Raw genomic sequence first — 16,162 nt, forward strand, 5'->3', positions numbered from 1 at the left:
TGGTTTTCATCCCCCGAGAACGCCGATCGAGACGTTCTGGTACATACCCCAAAGTGACGTGATGACAATTGAGATCATGCCAATGATCTGGGTGTAAATCCTGCAGCGTACAAGGATCTTTGACACGCTTCCGAGCACCGGCTCGATGCCTTGCAACTTGCGCGCGGCGCGAATGTTGATCAGCATCACCAAACTCACGGGGAACAGCAACAAAAACACGGCCTGTGCAAATTCAACGCCATAGTAGAAACCCAACATCGCAAGCCCGGTAAAAAAGAAACAGCATAAAGCAAGAATAACCAGGCCTGACATATCAACGATGTAAAGCAGCCTGTTCCCATTGATCCGAACGATATCCAGCAGGTCCTGTTCGGACTGTCCGCCAACACGACGGGCACGTACAAGCAGATCGTAGGGAACCCCCATCGCCCAGTGGCTGGCCGACGACCAGAGCACCGCCAGCACGATCCAGTACCACAGATTCGAAAAGCTGCGCATGTCGATGAGTTCGAAAATCGAAGAGTGCAAATCCACGCATCAGCCCTTTGTTCATTGTCCTTGGGGCGTTCTTCGCGCAGGCGCGTCCAATGTTACCCTTGAGACCATCGGGAATTCATGCCACCCAATGCACGATTATTCAAGGAGAGCGCGACATGAAACCGACCATCGCCCCCTACCCCCTTACGCGATTTCGCCGGGCGCGCCAATCCGGCGCCATTCGTGGGTTGGTGCGGGAAAACGCGCTGACGACAGACGATCTGATCTGGCCGGTTTTTGTGCGCGATGGTGAAGGCATTGAAGAACCCGTACCTTCGATGCCCGGCGTTGTGCGGCGCTCGGTCGATCTGATCGCAAAGGCCGCAGTCGAGGCACAGGCTATGGGCATCCCGGCGATCTGCATCTTTCCCTACACCGATCCCAATCTAAAAACCGAAGATTGCGCCGAGGCGTGGAACCCCGACAACCTGTCAAACCGGGCCATTCGGGCAATCAAATCTGCAGCCCCTGATATTGCCGTGATGACCGACGTGGCGTTGGATCCCTATAACATCAATGGCCATGACGGCTACGTCGTCGATGGCGAGATTGTGAACGATCAGACTGTCGAGGCGCTGGTCAAAATGACACTGGCGCAGGCTGAGGCCGGCGCCGACATCATTGGTCCCTCAGACATGATGGATGGCCGCATCGGTGCGATGCGTCGCGCGCTTGAGACTGCGGGGCACCACAACGTGATGATCCTCAGCTATGCCGCCAAATATGCCAGCGCATTCTATGGTCCCTTCCGCGATGCAGTAGGCGCGTCAGGTGCGCTGACCGGTGACAAGAAGACCTATCAGATGGATCCGGCCAATTCGAATGAGGCGCTGCGCCTGATCGAACGAGATCTGACCGAAGGTGCCGACATGATCATGATCAAGCCGGGGATGCCATATCTGGATATCTGTCGGCGCGTGAAAGACACGTTTGGCGCGCCCACATACGCCTATCAGGTGTCCGGTGAATACGCGATGGTACAGGCTGCGGCGCAGAACGGCTGGATTGATGGTGAGAAGGTCATGCTGGAAAGCCTGCTGGCCTTCAAGCGCGCAGGCTGCGATGGAATCCTGACCTACTTTGCACCGCAGGTCGCACGCATCCTTCAGGGCTAAAACCCCGGACGGTCGCGACTTTTCGCCGATTGTGAACGCTGTTGGATCAGCTTTCCCGTGACACACGGACGCAATCGGCGTATTCTTGCACACAAGATCGGGAACACCCGACACTTCAGGCAGTTTATACAGAGAAAAAAACATGAGCAGTTCCAACTCTCCCCGACTAAACCGTCGTGGCTTTGCGCTTGGCATGGCCGGGCTCACACTGACCGCAGCATGCGGAAACGGTGTAGGCAATTCCAATGCGGCCCAGATCGACGCCCGTGTAAACGTGACGTTGAACGAAATGTTCAGCAAGTACCCCAACACCGTCGAGATCGCCAATAAAGCCGACGGCATGCTGGTGATGCCCCTGATCACCGAGGCCGGGTTCATCTTTGGCGGCGCATATGGCCAGGGCGCGCTGCGCATTAACGGTGCAACGGTAGACTATTACTCGGCCCTATCCGGCAGTGCTGGTCTGCAGATCGGCGCGCAACAATATGCGCACGTCCTGTTCTTCATGACGCAGGACGCGCTGGATGACTTCCGCCGCTCCAGCGGTTGGACGGCGGGTGCGGATATCGGCTATGTCGTCGATGCCACCGGCGACTCGCTCTCGACCGACACAACCCAATTGCGTAAGCCAGTGTTGGCCGCCGTTTTCGGACAGGCTGGTCTGAAATTCGGCGCGACCGTCGAAGGCACCAAGTACACGCGCATCATCCCCTGATACAGAATACCACCCCCCCCTTTGCCACGAACCCCGCCACATGTTCAAAACCATATGGCGGGGTTATTCATCTCAACATGTTAACTCAACGTTCGCGCGGCGTTCCTCTTTCGGTTGCCCGGTCCTTCCAGTAGGGTTCAGCCAATAATTTCTTATGGGGATATGGGGCGTTCATGGGTCTTGTCTTTCGCTGGCTGGTACGGATTGCTACGGGCCTGATCCTGTTGGCCGTTGCGGCTGTGGGCCTTGTCTACTTTCTGGCCAGCCAGTCCCTGCCGGATTATGATCAGACCGTCGAAGTCAACGGGCTGCGCGCCCCGGTCGAGATCGTGCGCGACACCGCCAATGTTCCGCATATTCTGGCCGAAAGCGACCCGGACGTGTTCTTTGGCCTAGGCTATGCCCATGCGCAGGATCGCCTGTGGCAGATGACCGTGATGCGTCGCACGGCGCAGGGCCGTTTATCCGAAGTGTTTGGCAAGCGCACTGTCCCCATCGACAAGCTCTTGCGCCGTTTTGACTTGTACAGTCTTGCCCACCGCTCGGTCGAGGTGCAGGACGATTACACCAAAGCTGCGCTGCGCGCTTATTCTGCGGGCGTAAATGCCCGGCTGGACGAGATCAATGAGAACGCATTGGGACGCGGCGCGCCCGAGATGTTTCTGTTCAACGCATCTGTTTCGCCGTGGCAGCCCGGCGACAGCATTGCGATCATCAAACTGATGAGCTTGCAACTGTCCGGCCATTTGAAAGATGAGGTCCTGCGCGCCCGCACATCCCTGATGCTGAACGATCCTCAGCGGCTGGCCGATATCCTGCCAGATGTGCCGGGTGCGGGCATCGCGGCGCTGCCGGAATATGCGTCTTTGTTCCCAGAACTACCGCGCTATGCCGAAGGCACGCCGATGCCAGACTCGCCGCTGTCACCATTCCCTAAACGCGGCTTGGCCGGGGCGTCGAACGCGTGGTCCGCCGCGCCTTCGCGTTCGGCGATCGGGGGCACCCTGCTGGCCAACGACCCTCATCTGGGCCTGACCGCACCGGGCATTTGGTACCTGGCACGGCTGGAGCTTGCCAAAGGCGGTGTCATCGGTGCAACCATTCCAGGCGTTCCCGCGATCATGACGGGCCGCAGTGACCGGCTGGGCTGGGGTCTGACGTCGTCTTACCTAGACGATCAGGATGTTCACATCGAACAGCTGAACCCTGAAAACTCAGAAGAATACCTGTCGCCCGAAGGTTATAAACAGTTCCGCTCGCGCCCCTCAATCATCGAGATTAAAGATGAAGCCCCAATCACACTGACCCTGCGCTGGACCGAGAACGGACCCGTCTTGCCCGGCAGCCACTACGATCTGGAAACGATCACCCCGCCCGGACACGTCGCGTCGTTGTCCTGGACGGCGCTCAGCCCGCGTGACACGTCGATGACAGCGTCGATGGCCTTGATGAATTCGGACAGTGTGCGCGAAGCCATCGATGTGGCCGAGCTGTTCATTGCGCCCTCGCAAAACCTGTCGCTGGTCGACAAGGACACGATCGGCATGAAACTAATCGGCGCAATGCCAAGCCGAGACCTTCGCAACCAAAGCCGCGGCCGTATCCCAACGCCCGGTTGGCTGGCCGAGAATTCGTGGCAAGGACGTTTGCCCTATGCGAACAACCCCGAGTTCGTGGCTCCGGCAGGGGGGATTTTGGGCAATACAAACAACAAGATCATCGACCGCCCCTTCCCCGACCATGTCTCGTATGAATGGGGTGATACGCAGCGCGTGCACCGTTGGGAACGCCTTATGCAATCGCGCGAGGTTCACACCCGCGACAGCTTTATCGAAGCGCAGCTTGATACCGTCAGCTTTACCGCCCGCTCGCTTCTGCCGCTGATCGGCGCCGATCTTTGGTTCACCGGAGCCTCTGCGCCCGACGGCACACCTGAACGCCAGCGTCAGGTCGCGCTGGCCTTGCTGGCCGAATGGAACGGTGAGATGAATGAACACCTGCCCGAACCGCTGATCTATGCCGCATGGTTGCGCGCGTTGCAGATCCGACTGATCTCGGACGAGTTGGGGCCGTTGGCTGCCGAATACAAACATGTTGAACCGCTGTTCATCGAACGGGTCTACCGCGATATCGACGGCGCCTCGGTCTGGTGCGACGTGCGCCAGAGCGCGCCAGTGGAAACCTGCACCGACATGGCCCGGTTGGCGCTGGACGACGCGCTGATCTGGATCAGCGAGAAATACGGTGGTTCGCTGGAATCGCTGCGCTGGGGAGACGCCCATCAGGCCACGCATGACCACCCGGTTCTGGGCACGGTTCCCATTCTGCGGTTCTTCGTCAACATCCGCCAATCCACCAGCGGCGGCGACAACACCCTACTGCGCGGACGGACATCAGGCGAAGGGCCCAACCCTTTCCAAAACGTGCACGGTGCGGGATATCGCGGTGTCTATGATTTTGCTGATCCCAACAGTTCGGTCTTTATCACGGCCACAGGTCAGTCGGGGCATTTCCTGTCGCGCTACTACGACGATCAGGCCCAGCTTTGGCGGCGGGGCGAATACATCCCGATGTCGCTGGACATGGATCTGGCCCGGGCTGCAGCGGTCGGTGTGACCAATCTGATCCCGCGCTGACTTCCACCACTTCGGCAGGACCTTGCCCCTTTTCTACCCCGCCGTGGACGCGTACCGGTGTTTTCGCCTACGATCTGTTGACCGACCATTCGGAACCGGGGGTAAAGATGGCCAGTTTTCGGGATATGATGAACAATCTCGCGCGCGATTACGCAATCGCATGGAGTTCGGGCGACCCAGAGGCAGTTGCCAGCTTTTTTGCGCCCGACGGACAGATCACAATTAACCGGGGTGAACCAACTGTCGGCCGTGCCGCCGTCGCAGACATGGCGCGCGGATTCCACATCAACTTCCCTGATCTGGAAGTGCGTTGCGACATGTTGCGTTGGGCCGGGCCACACGCCATTTTTGTCTGGACACTGGAAGGTCATCATTCCGAGACCGGCAACCACGTGGTCACACGTGGTTGGGAAGAATGGGAGCTGACCGAAGACAACGAAGTCCAATCTTCGCTTTTCTGGTTCGATGCAGACGACTATCAGCGCCAGATAGACGGGCAGTAGCGGACGCCCCGCCTAAACGCGCGTGATCTGATAGTCGCGCGAAATGCCTTCTGTCACCGGGAACCAGATCGAGGCTTTGGTGCGCGCCTGATGCGCGTCAAAGGCCGCTTGGTTCTCAAAAATTTCACGCACGTTGAAGCGACCGGGAATATCCGCGTCTTCTGTCACATCGAATGAGATGCACCCCGGCTCGGCCCGCGTCTGGGCGATGTGGTCCGGCAAAGCCTCCCGCACCTGCGTGATCCGGTCGACAGGCACGGAAATATGACCATGCAGAACCACCTTAGATTCTACCATCGTGACCTCACTTATCGATCAAAGCGCGGCGAACTGCGCCGCCTGTTTGTCGGTCCACAATACGGTGATCTGAAATCCGTCATCCGTCTGCTCTTCGGATTGAACAACGTCCTGACGGAACAGCCATGCACGCTTGTTGCCTTCGGCAAATGCCAGCGTCAGTACCGTTTCGTGCCGAACCCCTTGCAAATTAACCGCGATCTCGGCCAACAAAGGTTCGATGCCTTCGCCCGTCACGGCAGAAATGGCAAAGATCGACGGGTCGCGGTCGGCCCGGGCAAACGTGGCCTCGCGCTCATCTTCGTTCAACAGGTCGATCTTGTTCCAGACCTCAAGCCGGGGGCGTTCGTCATCTACGCCCAACGAGGTCAAAATGGTCTCGACATCCCGGGCTTGTGCCTCGGTGTCTTCATGGCTGATGTCGCGCACATGCACGACGATATCTGCGCCCAAAACCTCTTCAAGTGTGGCGCGGAAGGCCGCGACCAGTTCGGTCGGCAAGTTCGAAATGAACCCCACCGTGTCCGATAGAATCACCTCGGGACCATCGGGCAGTTCAACCCGCCGCATGGTCGGATCCAGCGTGGCAAACAGCATGTCCTTTGCCATTACCTCGGCCCCGGTGAGGCGATTGAACAAAGTTGATTTACCGGCGTTCGTATAGCCCACCAGCGCAACAATCGGATACGGCACCTTTGCCCGAGCAGCACGGTGCAAGGTCCGGGTCTTGATCACCTTCTGCAATTGACGGCGCAGGCGCACAAGCTGATCGTCGATCGCCCTTCGGTCAGCCTCGATCTGGGTTTCACCGGGACCACCGACAAACCCCAATCCACCCCGCTGACGTTCAAGGTGGGTCCAGGCGCGCACCAGACGCGTACGCTGATAGCTGAGCGCGGCCATCTCGACCTGCAGCACACCTTCACGAGTACGCGCGCGGTCGCTGAAAATCTCCAAAATCAACCCGGTCCGGTCGAGGATTTTGACCTTCCACGCTTTTTCCAGATTGCGTTGCTGAACAGGGGTAACCGGCCCGTCGATCAGAACCAGCTCGACCTCGGCGTCATGAAATCGTTCGCCCAATTCTTCGATCTTGCCGGTCCCGAACAAAAGCCCCGGCTGGGCACGCGGCAGGCGCACAATATCGGACCCGATCACATCCAGATCGGGCAAAGCGGCAGCCAGCGCCACCGCCTCTTCCAGCGCCGGTCCAGGGACACGGCGCTGTTCATCTGATTTGATTTCCGGATGCAGCACCCAAGCCCGGGTGCGCGTCCTGTCATGTTCCATCAAGAGGCGTCTTCGCCCTCATACAGGTTGATCGGCTGCGACGGCATGATCGTTGAAATTGCGTGTTTGTAGACCAGCTGCGACTGTCCGTCGCGGCGCAACAATACGCAGAAATTGTCGAACCAGGTGATGACACCCTGCAATTTCACACCGTTGATCAGGAAAATTGTGACCGGGACCTTTGCTTTCCGTACATTATTCAGGAACGCGTCCTGCAGATTCTGTCTGTCCGAAGCCATATTATTATAATCTCGCCATTGTTCTTGCTACGCGCTGCGGACCAACGCGCTCCCTCTGGCAGAGTATGGAGTGTCGTTAACCGATATTCCAGATGAAAAATAAGGTGTCGGCAAAGGTGAGGATTCTTAGTCTCGCCAGAGGGTTGGCGTAATCAGCGCAATGATCGCCAATGTTTCCAGTCGCCCGATCACCATCGCCGCACACATGGTCAGCTTTGCACCCCAGGGCAAATCGACCAGACGGATGGGGACATCGGTGGCCAGTTCGATCAACGGCCCGGTGGTGCTGAGCGCGGCAACACTGAGGACCATGGCCTGTTCAAACCCCGACCCCATCGCGGCCAGCAGCAGATTGAACAGTGCTGCGGTCAGGGCGAACATCATCAGGAATATCCAGGCGATAAAGGCCCCGTCGCTTTGAATGCGACGGTTACCGCCGCCAATGCCACTAACGGATGAGGGATAGATCAACCGATCAATCTCGCGCGCGCCATTGAGGTACAGGGCAAAGACCCGCAGCAGTTTGACCCCGCCCGCCGTTGTGGCCACCCCGCCTCCGATCAGGGCGAGACCCATCAGGATCAGCCCGGGAGTGCCAAGGCCGGACAATTGCTGCGCATCGTTCCAGTTGGCGCTTTCGAATCCGGCTGTGGTCAGGAAAGACAACGCCGTAAAGATCATACCCCAGATCACGCTAAGTGCCTGAAGCGGTTCCAACTGATTGCCAATTTCCAGAACGCCGGCCCAGACGCGCGCGAACAACAGTGCCGCGACGACAACCACAATCATCAAGCCAATCCGGAATTCGGGGTCTTGGTCCAGCCGGGAATAACCTGTGGTCGCCGTATCGGTCGAAAACGTCAGCCGCGACAAAGCGAAGAACAGGAACAGAAACAGGATCGCCTCGCCCGTTATGCCTGCCTGCGCCCCCTCCAGCCCGCCGACCGGAGATATCCCCGACGTGGCCATGGTTGACATGGCGTGACACACGGCAGTCAAACCGTTTTCGCCAGCGATCAGTAGCAATATCCAAATGGTTGAGGTCAGACCGGTATAGACTGGTGTCAAGGTCCGGGTCACACGGATCAGACGGCCGCGGGGGTCGACCTCTTCGCTTTGTGCGACGCCCGACACCGGGCGACCGGGCTGGCCGCGCGCCGTAATCTCGAACCCGCCCAGCGACAAGGGCGCCAGAATTGCAGCGGCAGCAATCCACATCAGCAAGCCGCCCATCCAGCCGACCAAAGCACGCCACAGGTGTAGAGGTGCGGTCAGGCGATCCGGGTCCGGAAACAGATCTGCACCGGTGGTGGTCACAGCACTGACCATATCAAAATACGCATTCAAAAAGGTGGTGTTGCCCAAGGCATCATGCAGCGGAATCGCCAGAAACAGCGGCAGAACGGTAAAACACCCCAGCAACACGGCCAGTTGCCCAAGCGTCCCACGTCGCGGCACCCGGTTTGATGCTGCCACAGCGATCGTGGATACCACGAACAGTCCCAGAAGGCCGGAATAGAAAAAGGATCGCGACGTGTCGTGATCATCCAAGGCCAGCGCGTAAATCGCTGGAATCCACATCGACAACGCAGCGATTCCCGAGATCAACAGAAACAGCGGCAATCGCTGTATCAAAGTGATCTGTTGTCTCAGAGCGCGCGCCATCAGAAGAAATCAATTGAAACCTGCATCAGGCGCTCGACCTCGGGCACGTCCTTGGCCATCGCAAAGATTGCCACCACGTCCTTTTCGTCGATCCGCAGGCTGCCTGTCGGGCGCAAAAGCTCATCGCCTTTTCGTACAGCACCCACCAGAACGCCTTCGGGAAAATCGATATCCCGCAGCTTCTGTCCTGCCATGGGCGAGGTCGACAGCACCTCGGCCTCGATCACTTCCGCCTCGGCATCCCCGATAGAATACACCTGCCGCACCCGCCCGTGGCGAATATGGCGCAGGATCGAGCTGACTGTGGTTGCACGCGGGTTGATATAGGCGTCGATCCCCAGTGGGCCCATCAGGGCAACCATGCTGGGATCATTGATCAAGGCAATTGCCAAGGCACAACCTTCGGCCTTGGCCCGCACCGCAGCCAGCATGTTGGCACGGTCGTCATCGGTGACCGCCAACATCGCGTCGGCGCGCTCGATCCCGGCCTCGCGCAACAAAGCGGCATCCAGCCCGTCGCCATTCAGGACAATCGTCCGTTCCAGTGTTTCGGCGGCTATTTCAGCGCTTTGGCGATCACGCTCGATCACCTTGGCGCGCACGCGGCTTTCACGCTCTTCCAACGTCCGGGCCACTTCCAACCCGACATTGCCGCCACCAACGATCACGACGCGGTCCTGCTTTTTGTGGGTCTTGCCGAAAACCTCCATTGTGCGGTCCACGTCTTTGACATTGGTAAAGACATAGCATTCGTCGCCGACAAATAGCTGATCTTCGGATTCAGGCGCAAACAGCGTTCCATCCCGCCGAACACCGACAACGATTGAGCTGAGCGTCGAAAACAGGTCCGTGAGCTGCCGCAATGGCGTGTTCACGATGGGGCAATCTTCGTCAATACGGATGCCCAACAGCTGCGCCTGCCCATCCATGAACATCTCAGTATCAAAGGCGGACGGGGCCGAAAGGCGGCGCATGGCAGCAGCTGCGACTTCGCGTTCAGGGCTGATCACGACGTCGATGGGCAAGTGGTCACGACGGAACAGATCCGAATGGATCGCCTGCAAATACGATTTAGCCCGCAACCGCGCGATCTTGCGCTGGATGGAAAAGATCGAATGCGCCATCTGGCAGGTGACCATATTCACCTCGTCCGAATGGGTCGCCGCGATGATCATATCGGCATCCCGCGCGCCTGCGCGTTCCAGCACGTCAGGATAGCTGGCAAATCCGGCAATCCCCTGAACATCCAGCGTTTCCGTCGCCCGGCGCACCAGATCGGGATTGTTGTCCACCACCGTTACGTCATTCAGTTCGCCCGACAAGTGACGTGCGATCTGCCAGCCGACCTGACCGGCACCGCAAATGATGACCTTCATGTTTCTGGCCCTTCTGCCTGAAATCCTTGAATGACAGATGCCCCCAAAGCGGTCAATTGAATTGTCATTCGGGCGAAGCTGGGGCAAGATAACCCTATGAAATCAGTGCTTCACTTACTAATTCCTCTGACCGTCCTGTCCGCATGCAGCGGCCCACTTTCGCTGTACTACCGCGAAGGTGAAAGCGTGTCGCGCGCGCAGTCCGAGACCACGCAATGTCAGGTTAAGGCGGTAAATGACGTTCCCGTGGCTAATCAGGTGCGGCAAAGCCCGCCCACATACTGGCCGGGACGCACTTATTGCGACAACCGGGGGCACTGCTATCGCTCGCCTGGTTGGTGGGAACCCGGGCGCGTGTATACGGTCGACGTGAATGCCGGTCTGCGCAATCAGGTCGAGGCCCAATGCATGGCCAAAAAAGGCTTTCGTCCGATCAGCCTGCCACCCTGCAAACAGAGCGTAAAGTCTCAGGTTCCACCTGCGCGCACAACGAAACTGCCGCCGCTGGGAACCCAATCCTGCTATGTGAAATTCGACGACGGCTCGTTTCAGATCATCACCCCGGGTCAGGCAGGGTAAAGCCCCGGCGGATTACTCCGCCGGTTCTGGTTCGTCGATCTGCGCCACCCGCGCCCCGGATTTGTTCGAGGTCACAACACCAAGCGATTTCAGCTTGCGGTGCAGCGCGCTGCGTTCCATGCCCACAAAGCTGGCGGTTCGGCTGATATTGCCACCGAAACGGTTGATCTGGGTCAGCAGGTACTCACGTTCGAACGCCTCCCGCGCTTCCCGCAGCGGCAGCGTTGCCAGCGCACCGGACAAAACCACGCGGCCCGAGTCGTCGGTTTTCTCTTCTTCGGTTGGCAATTCGCGGGCTTCGATCGGGCCTGTTCCATCGCCCAGGATCAGGACACGCTCGATCAGGTTCTTCAGCTGACGCACATTGCCGGGCCAGGTCATGGTCTGCAACAATGCCACCGCCTCTTCCGAGATTTCGCGAATCGGTAAGCCTTGGGTTTCGTTACACATTTCGATGAAATGCTGCGCCAGAACCGGAATATCCTCGCGACGGTCCTCCATCGAAGGCACGGCGATCGGCACAACGTTCAGGCGGTGATACAGCTCTTCGCGGAACCGGTCAGCTTCGATTTCGGCATCAAGATCGCGATTTGTCGACGAGATGACCCTCAGATCCACTCGCACCTTGTCAGACCCGCCTACCCGTTGGAATTGCTGGTCGACCAGAACCCGCAGAATCTTGGACTGCGTACCCAAGGGCATGTCGGCCACTTCGTCAAAGTAGATCACGCCGCCATGAGCCTCTTCCAGCAAGCCGGATTCGATCCCACGTTCCGATGACTCGCGCCCGAATAGCACTTCTTCGACGCGCTCTGGTTCGACCCCGGCGCAGTTGACGGTGACAAATGGCGCGTTGGCGCGGTTGGAATGGGCGTGGATATAACGCGCGGCAATCTCTTTGCCCGACCCGGCTGGCCCGCTCAGCATCACGCGGCCGTTCGACTTGGTGACCTTGTCCAGCTGGCTCTGCATCGCCCGGAACGCGGCCGATTTGCCGATCATGTCCGAGTTGGTGACCTCACGCCGCTTGAGCGACGCATTTTCGCGACGCAGGCGCGAGGTTTCCATGGCGCGGCGGATCACCACCATCAACTGGTCGATGTTGAACGGCTTTTCGATAAAGTCGTAAGCGCCCTGCTTGATCGCCGCCACAGCAATCTCGATGTTGCCGTGACCGGAAATGATCACCACCGGCACGTCAGGGTTGTCGCGTTTCACCGACTTCAGGATATCGATCCCGTCCATACGGCTGTCTTTCAGCCAGATATCAAGGATCAACAGACCCGGCGGCTCGGAATTGATCGACGACATACACTCGTCCGAGTTTGCCGCCAGTCGGGTTGAATAGCCTTCGTCCTCCAGAATGTCGGACACCAGTTCGCGAATATCGCGTTCGTCATCTACGATCAGAATGTCGCTCATCTTTGGCCTGCTTTCAGTTTGTTAGTATGAATTGCCTGCTTTTGTGGCGCTGCGGTCTGGGAAATATTGCCCCCTGGCAAACGGATCACGGCCATCGCACCGAAATGGTCCTGCCCGTCGAAAACGGGCGCGTCTTCCAAAGTCAGCGCTCCGCCATGTTCTTCTATGATTTTCTTGACGATGGGCAGGCCCAGCCCCGTGCCTTCGTCGCGCGTGGTGACATAGGGTTCAAATAACCGCGCCCGATCTTCGGGCAACCCAATGCCATTGTCCGCTATTGTAATGACCGTCCCCGGATCATCGTTGGAAATGTCCACTTTGATCTGTGGCTTCAAATTATCAGGCGGGCCTTTTTTCTTCAGTGTTTCAATGGCCTCACCCGCGTTCTTTATCAGGTTCGTCAACGCCTGGTTCAACATCGTCGCATCGACATCTGCCAGGATGGGGTTGTCTGGCAACGTCGCGTCGATCTGAACGTCCGGCTGTCCGGCTTGCTGCAACAACACGGCTTCGCGCACCAAGTTAACAACGTCTTCCTCACGCCGAACCGGTTCGGGCATCCGCGCGAATTTCGAAAACTCGTCCACGATCCGCCGCAGATCGTTGGTCTGCCGCACGATCACATCGGTCATGGATTCAAGGCTGTCACAATCCTCTTCGTTCAGTTTGCGCGAGAATTTGCGCTTGATCCGTTCCGCGCTGAGCTGGATCGGCGTTAGCGGGTTCTTGATCTCATGGGCAATACGGCGGGCCACATCGCCCCAGGCCGCCATGCGCTGTGCACTGACCAGATCGGTCACGTCATCAAAGGCCACCACGTAGCCTTCCAAACCGCCATCCTCACCGCGCCGGATCGCCATGCGCACGAGCAAGTTTTCCAACCGCCCCTTGCGCGTGACCTTAACCTCACCCTGTACGGCCTCTTGACCGCTGGCTTTTAGATTTTCGAACAAGGGAAGAAATTCGGGAACCGCGATGCCGATAGCCAATTGTTCTTCACCGCGCGACCAGTCCAGAAGACGCTCGGCCGAGCGGTTTACGAAAGTGACACATCCATCCGAGTCGACGCCAACCACGCCCGAAGTCACCGAGCTGAGCACGGAATCAAACAGGCGGCGGCGGCGTTCGATTTGACGCGTGTTTTCCAACAACGTTTCGCGCTGCCCTTTAAGTTGCCGTGTCATCTGATTGAAATAACGACCTAACATGGCGATTTCGTCATCGCTGGCCTCTTCGATGACCTGAACGCTCAGATCCCCGGCGCCGACCCTTTGTGCCGCGGTTGTCAGACGGCCAACCGGGCGCGACAGGCGTTCAGCGAACCACATCCCCAAAGACATCGCGGCAAGGATCAGAATAACTGCAAAACCCAGGTACAAGAGCCCGAACTCAAAAAGAACCCGGCCCCTTTCACTTTCAAGTTGTTGGTAGAATTGGACCGTTTCCTTGGTGTCATCCAGCAATTTCAGAAGCTCGCCATCCACCTCGCGGCTAACATACAGATATCGGTCCAGATAAGCCTGTAACGGCACCAGCGCGCGGAATTCGTTGTTTTGCCAATCGGCAATGATCAGAAGGCCACTGTCGGTTGCTTCAACCATCTGCTCCGGTGTCGGCGGTTCATAATTGAACAGGTAGGACCTGTCGCCACGAGATTTGATTTCGCCACTGCCATCAATGACATAGGCCTCGCGCAAGCCCCGTTGAATCTGCGATTGTCCCTGTGCCAGAACCTCGCGCAGTTCTGCGTCCGAGATGTAGAAGTCCAGCGTTCGCGCATTGTCGAGGAATCGGGAAAGAACGATAGCGTCCTGTGTCAGGCCGCCGCGGTGCTCAAGCTCATAGGCCTCGGCGGCGGACAGGGATGATCCGACAACCTGACGGACCCGATCCGAAAACCATCCCTCAAGCCCGATATTTACCGTCAGGCCGGCAAAGATCGCGACGGTCACTGTCGGCACCAGGGCCAGCAAGGTGAACGCACCGATCAGCCGCAGGTGCAGACGAGATCCGGCAGATTTTGCACGGCGTGCAGCGATCAGGCTGAACACCTGCCCCAGAACAAGTGCTGCAACGACCAGCACATAGACCAGATCGGCCAGCAGAATCAGCCGCAGCGTAGGCGCTGCCGAACCCAAATCAAACGGACCGATGACCAGATACGTGGCCAACGCCAGAATTGGCCCCAGAAGGACCAGCCCCAAGGTGCTAAAATTGCGCAGCTTTCGGGATTTCCGCCACCGATCAATCGATAGGATCAGCCCGCTCTGTGCTCGGGTTGCCACCGTCTGCCCTCATCCTGATGTGCCGCTTACGCGACGTACCGCCATATCTCGTGGTCGTTGCCGGGCTTGTACCCGGATGCCACGCTTTGTGTGGCGATATTACATCAGTTTGCGTCGGCGTGTCACCTGAATATCGAGATCGGTGATTTTTTTGCGCAGCGTATTCCTGTTGATCCCCAGCAAATCCGCACATTTCGCCTGATTTCCGCCGGTTGCGTCCAGTGCCTGCTCGATCAAGGGGCCCTCAACCTCGCGCAGGATGCGCTGATACAGGCCCGGAGGTGGCAACAAATTGCCGTGCAGATCGAAATAGCGACGCAAATGACGGGCCACAGAGGCCGAGAGTTTCTCCCTTTCGCCGTCACCAAGAATCGGTTCCGCTTCGGGCTGACTGCCCAAAACCATCTCAACCTCGGCTTTCGATATTTCTTCGGCCCGGCTGGTCAGGCTTAAACGTCGGATCGCGTTTTCCAACTGTCGTACATTACCGGGCCAGGAATACCTTCGGACCAGTTCTACGGCCTCGGAGCTGAGCCAGCGCTTTGTGCCATGCTCCCGTTCTTCGCGGGCAAGGAAGTGATCAACCAGCAGGGTGATATCGTCCACCCGCTCGCGCAGCGCTGGCACGTGGATCGTCGCACCGCACAGTCGATAATACAGATCCTGACGCACCCGCCCGCTTTCCATCGCTTCGGTCAGGTCCGATTGGCTGGTCGCCATAAAACGCGGAAGATGATCGCCGGGCGTGTCCATCATCCGGACAATACGTGCCTGGACCTCATCTTCGATATCAGCGATCTCGTCGATCAACAGGGTGCCGCCCCGTACCCTGGCCATAATGCGCGCAGGTCCCTCGAGGTCACGCAGATCACCAGCGGTCGCAGTGACGAAGGGCAGCGTGCGCCGGTCCGAAAAATCATGAATAGCTCGCGCTATCAAGGACTTGCCGGTGCCACTTTCACCGGAAATCATGACAGAAAGATCGGTATTCATCACACGTGCCACAAGGCGATACAGCGCCTGCATCCCCGGAGTGCGCCCGACCAGCGGCAGCTCCTCAGGACGGTCTTCGGCAGGTACGACCGCATCCGCCTGCACGCGTTGCTTTTGCTCCAAGGCCCGTGCGGTCCGCTTCATCAGGTCTGGCAGATCAAAGGGCTTGGGCAGATAGTCATATGCATCCGCCTCGGCCGCTTGAATGGCGGTCATAATCGTGTTCTGCGCCGAGATCACGATGACCGGCAGCCCCGGACGATCCTGCGCGATTTTTGGCAACATCTCCAGCCCGTTGCCATCCGGCATAACCACGTCCGAGATTACAACGTCTCCTTTGCCCTCGCCGACCCAGCGCATCAGGGTGGTCAGCGAGGATGTCGCATGAACCTTGCACCCGGCCCGCGTCAGGGCCTGAGTCAGTACGGTTCGGATTGTGCGATCGTCATCTGCGACCAGTACTGTGCCATCCATCAGGTGCTCTCCTTACTATCTCTGCCCGGTTGTCCA

14 protein-coding genes are annotated in these 16,162 nt (G+C 58.3%); 5 read left to right on the plus strand and 9 right to left on the minus strand.

Going from position 1 to position 16,162, the window contains the following annotated elements; translation table 11 throughout:
* Positions 1-6: 6 nt before the first annotated feature.
* Positions 7-534, minus strand: a complete 528-nt coding sequence (locus tag AC2FJF_RS03630; protein WP_496723037.1) for a component of SufBCD complex — start codon at positions 532-534, stop codon at positions 7-9.
* A gap of 119 nt (positions 535-653) precedes the next feature.
* On the opposite strand from AC2FJF_RS03630, the gene hemB reads away from it, so the two are divergent.
* From hemB to AC2FJF_RS03650, 4 genes are all read left to right on the plus strand, one after another.
* Entirely contained in the window at positions 654-1,652 is a 999-nt protein-coding gene (hemB, locus tag AC2FJF_RS03635) for a porphobilinogen synthase (RefSeq protein ID WP_496723039.1), read from the plus strand.
* A gap of 142 nt (positions 1,653-1,794) precedes the next feature.
* Entirely contained in the window at positions 1,795-2,367 is a 573-nt protein-coding gene (locus AC2FJF_RS03640; protein ID WP_058271789.1) for a lipid-binding SYLF domain-containing protein, read from the plus strand.
* A 173-nt stretch (positions 2,368-2,540) separates the two neighbouring features.
* The gene (locus AC2FJF_RS03645) at positions 2,541-5,003 is read left to right on the plus strand and encodes a penicillin acylase family protein (protein WP_496723042.1); all 2,463 of its coding nucleotides are present in this window, start codon (positions 2,541-2,543) and stop codon (positions 5,001-5,003) included.
* A 107-nt stretch (positions 5,004-5,110) separates the two neighbouring features.
* Positions 5,111-5,506 (plus strand): SgcJ/EcaC family oxidoreductase, encoded by a 396-nt coding sequence (locus tag AC2FJF_RS03650; protein WP_496723044.1) that lies wholly within the window; start codon positions 5,111-5,113, stop codon positions 5,504-5,506.
* A 12-nt stretch (positions 5,507-5,518) separates the two neighbouring features.
* On the opposite strand, the gene AC2FJF_RS03655 is transcribed toward AC2FJF_RS03650, so the two are convergent.
* From AC2FJF_RS03655 to trkA, 5 genes are all read right to left on the minus strand, one after another.
* Entirely contained in the window at positions 5,519-5,803 is a 285-nt protein-coding gene (locus tag AC2FJF_RS03655; protein ID WP_496723046.1) for a putative quinol monooxygenase, read from the minus strand.
* Between the two features lie 18 nt (positions 5,804-5,821).
* On the minus strand, positions 5,822-7,093 hold the full coding sequence (hflX, locus tag AC2FJF_RS03660; RefSeq protein ID WP_108858469.1) for a GTPase HflX: 1,272 nt from the start codon (positions 7,091-7,093) through the stop codon (positions 5,822-5,824).
* Complete coding sequence (gene hfq / locus AC2FJF_RS03665) at positions 7,093-7,332, minus strand: RNA chaperone Hfq (RefSeq protein WP_005982826.1); 240 nt, start codon at positions 7,330-7,332, stop codon at positions 7,093-7,095. Before hfq ends, hflX begins: the two co-directional genes overlap by 1 nt.
* Before the next feature lie 126 nt (positions 7,333-7,458).
* Positions 7,459-8,997 (minus strand): TrkH family potassium uptake protein, encoded by a 1,539-nt coding sequence (locus tag AC2FJF_RS03670; protein ID WP_496723048.1) that lies wholly within the window; start codon positions 8,995-8,997, stop codon positions 7,459-7,461.
* Positions 8,997-10,373, minus strand: a complete 1,377-nt coding sequence (trkA, locus tag AC2FJF_RS03675; protein WP_109311769.1) for a Trk system potassium transporter TrkA — start codon at positions 10,371-10,373, stop codon at positions 8,997-8,999. The genes AC2FJF_RS03670 and trkA overlap by 1 nt, the downstream gene beginning before the upstream one ends.
* Before the next feature lie 96 nt (positions 10,374-10,469).
* Between trkA and AC2FJF_RS03680 the strand changes: the two genes are divergently transcribed.
* Positions 10,470-10,952: a hypothetical protein gene (locus AC2FJF_RS03680; protein ID WP_496721695.1), complete on the plus strand. Its 483-nt coding sequence runs from the start codon at positions 10,470-10,472 to the stop codon at positions 10,950-10,952.
* 12 nt (positions 10,953-10,964) lie between these two features.
* Here AC2FJF_RS03680 and ntrX read toward each other — a convergent pair whose 3' ends face one another.
* The 3 genes from ntrX to AC2FJF_RS03695 all read right to left on the minus strand — a co-directional run bounded on the left by ntrX (position 10,965) and on the right by AC2FJF_RS03695 (position 16,126).
* Entirely contained in the window at positions 10,965-12,374 is a 1,410-nt protein-coding gene (gene ntrX / locus AC2FJF_RS03685; RefSeq protein ID WP_496723050.1) for a nitrogen assimilation response regulator NtrX, read from the minus strand.
* The gene (locus tag AC2FJF_RS03690; RefSeq protein ID WP_496723052.1) at positions 12,371-14,659 is read right to left on the minus strand and encodes a sensor histidine kinase NtrY-like; all 2,289 of its coding nucleotides are present in this window, start codon (positions 14,657-14,659) and stop codon (positions 12,371-12,373) included. The genes ntrX and AC2FJF_RS03690 overlap by 4 nt, the downstream gene beginning before the upstream one ends.
* Before the next feature lie 99 nt (positions 14,660-14,758).
* Positions 14,759-16,126, minus strand: coding sequence for a response regulator (locus AC2FJF_RS03695; protein WP_496723053.1), 1,368 nt, complete (start codon positions 16,124-16,126; stop codon positions 14,759-14,761).
* Positions 16,127-16,162 lie beyond the last annotated feature (36 nt).

This window comes from Ruegeria sp. CDSB013, assembly GCF_059611165.1.

Excerpts from the sequence above, each read along its gene's own strand:
- hflX (WP_108858469.1), bottom strand. The coding sequence starts at position 7,093 with ATGGAACATGACAGGACGCGCACCCGGGCTTGGGTGCTGCATCCGGAA.
- AC2FJF_RS03640 (WP_058271789.1), top strand. The coding sequence starts at position 1,795 with ATGAGCAGTTCCAACTCTCCCCGACTAAACCGTCGTGGCTTTGCGCTT.
- AC2FJF_RS03645 (WP_496723042.1), top strand. The coding sequence starts at position 2,541 with ATGGGTCTTGTCTTTCGCTGGCTGGTACGGATTGCTACGGGCCTGATC.
- AC2FJF_RS03680 (WP_496721695.1), top strand. The coding sequence starts at position 10,470 with ATGAAATCAGTGCTTCACTTACTAATTCCTCTGACCGTCCTGTCCGCA.
- hfq (WP_005982826.1), bottom strand. The coding sequence starts at position 7,332 with ATGGCTTCGGACAGACAGAATCTGCAGGACGCGTTCCTGAATAATGTA.
- hemB (WP_496723039.1), top strand. The coding sequence starts at position 654 with ATGAAACCGACCATCGCCCCCTACCCCCTTACGCGATTTCGCCGGGCG.
- ntrX (WP_496723050.1), bottom strand. The coding sequence starts at position 12,374 with ATGAGCGACATTCTGATCGTAGATGACGAACGCGATATTCGCGAACTG.
- AC2FJF_RS03670 (WP_496723048.1), bottom strand. The coding sequence starts at position 8,997 with ATGGCGCGCGCTCTGAGACAACAGATCACTTTGATACAGCGATTGCCG.
- AC2FJF_RS03655 (WP_496723046.1), bottom strand. The coding sequence starts at position 5,803 with ATGGTAGAATCTAAGGTGGTTCTGCATGGTCATATTTCCGTGCCTGTC.
- trkA (WP_109311769.1), bottom strand. The coding sequence starts at position 10,373 with ATGAAGGTCATCATTTGCGGTGCCGGTCAGGTCGGCTGGCAGATCGCA.
- AC2FJF_RS03650 (WP_496723044.1), top strand. The coding sequence starts at position 5,111 with ATGGCCAGTTTTCGGGATATGATGAACAATCTCGCGCGCGATTACGCA.
- AC2FJF_RS03695 (WP_496723053.1), bottom strand. The coding sequence starts at position 16,126 with ATGGATGGCACAGTACTGGTCGCAGATGACGATCGCACAATCCGAACC.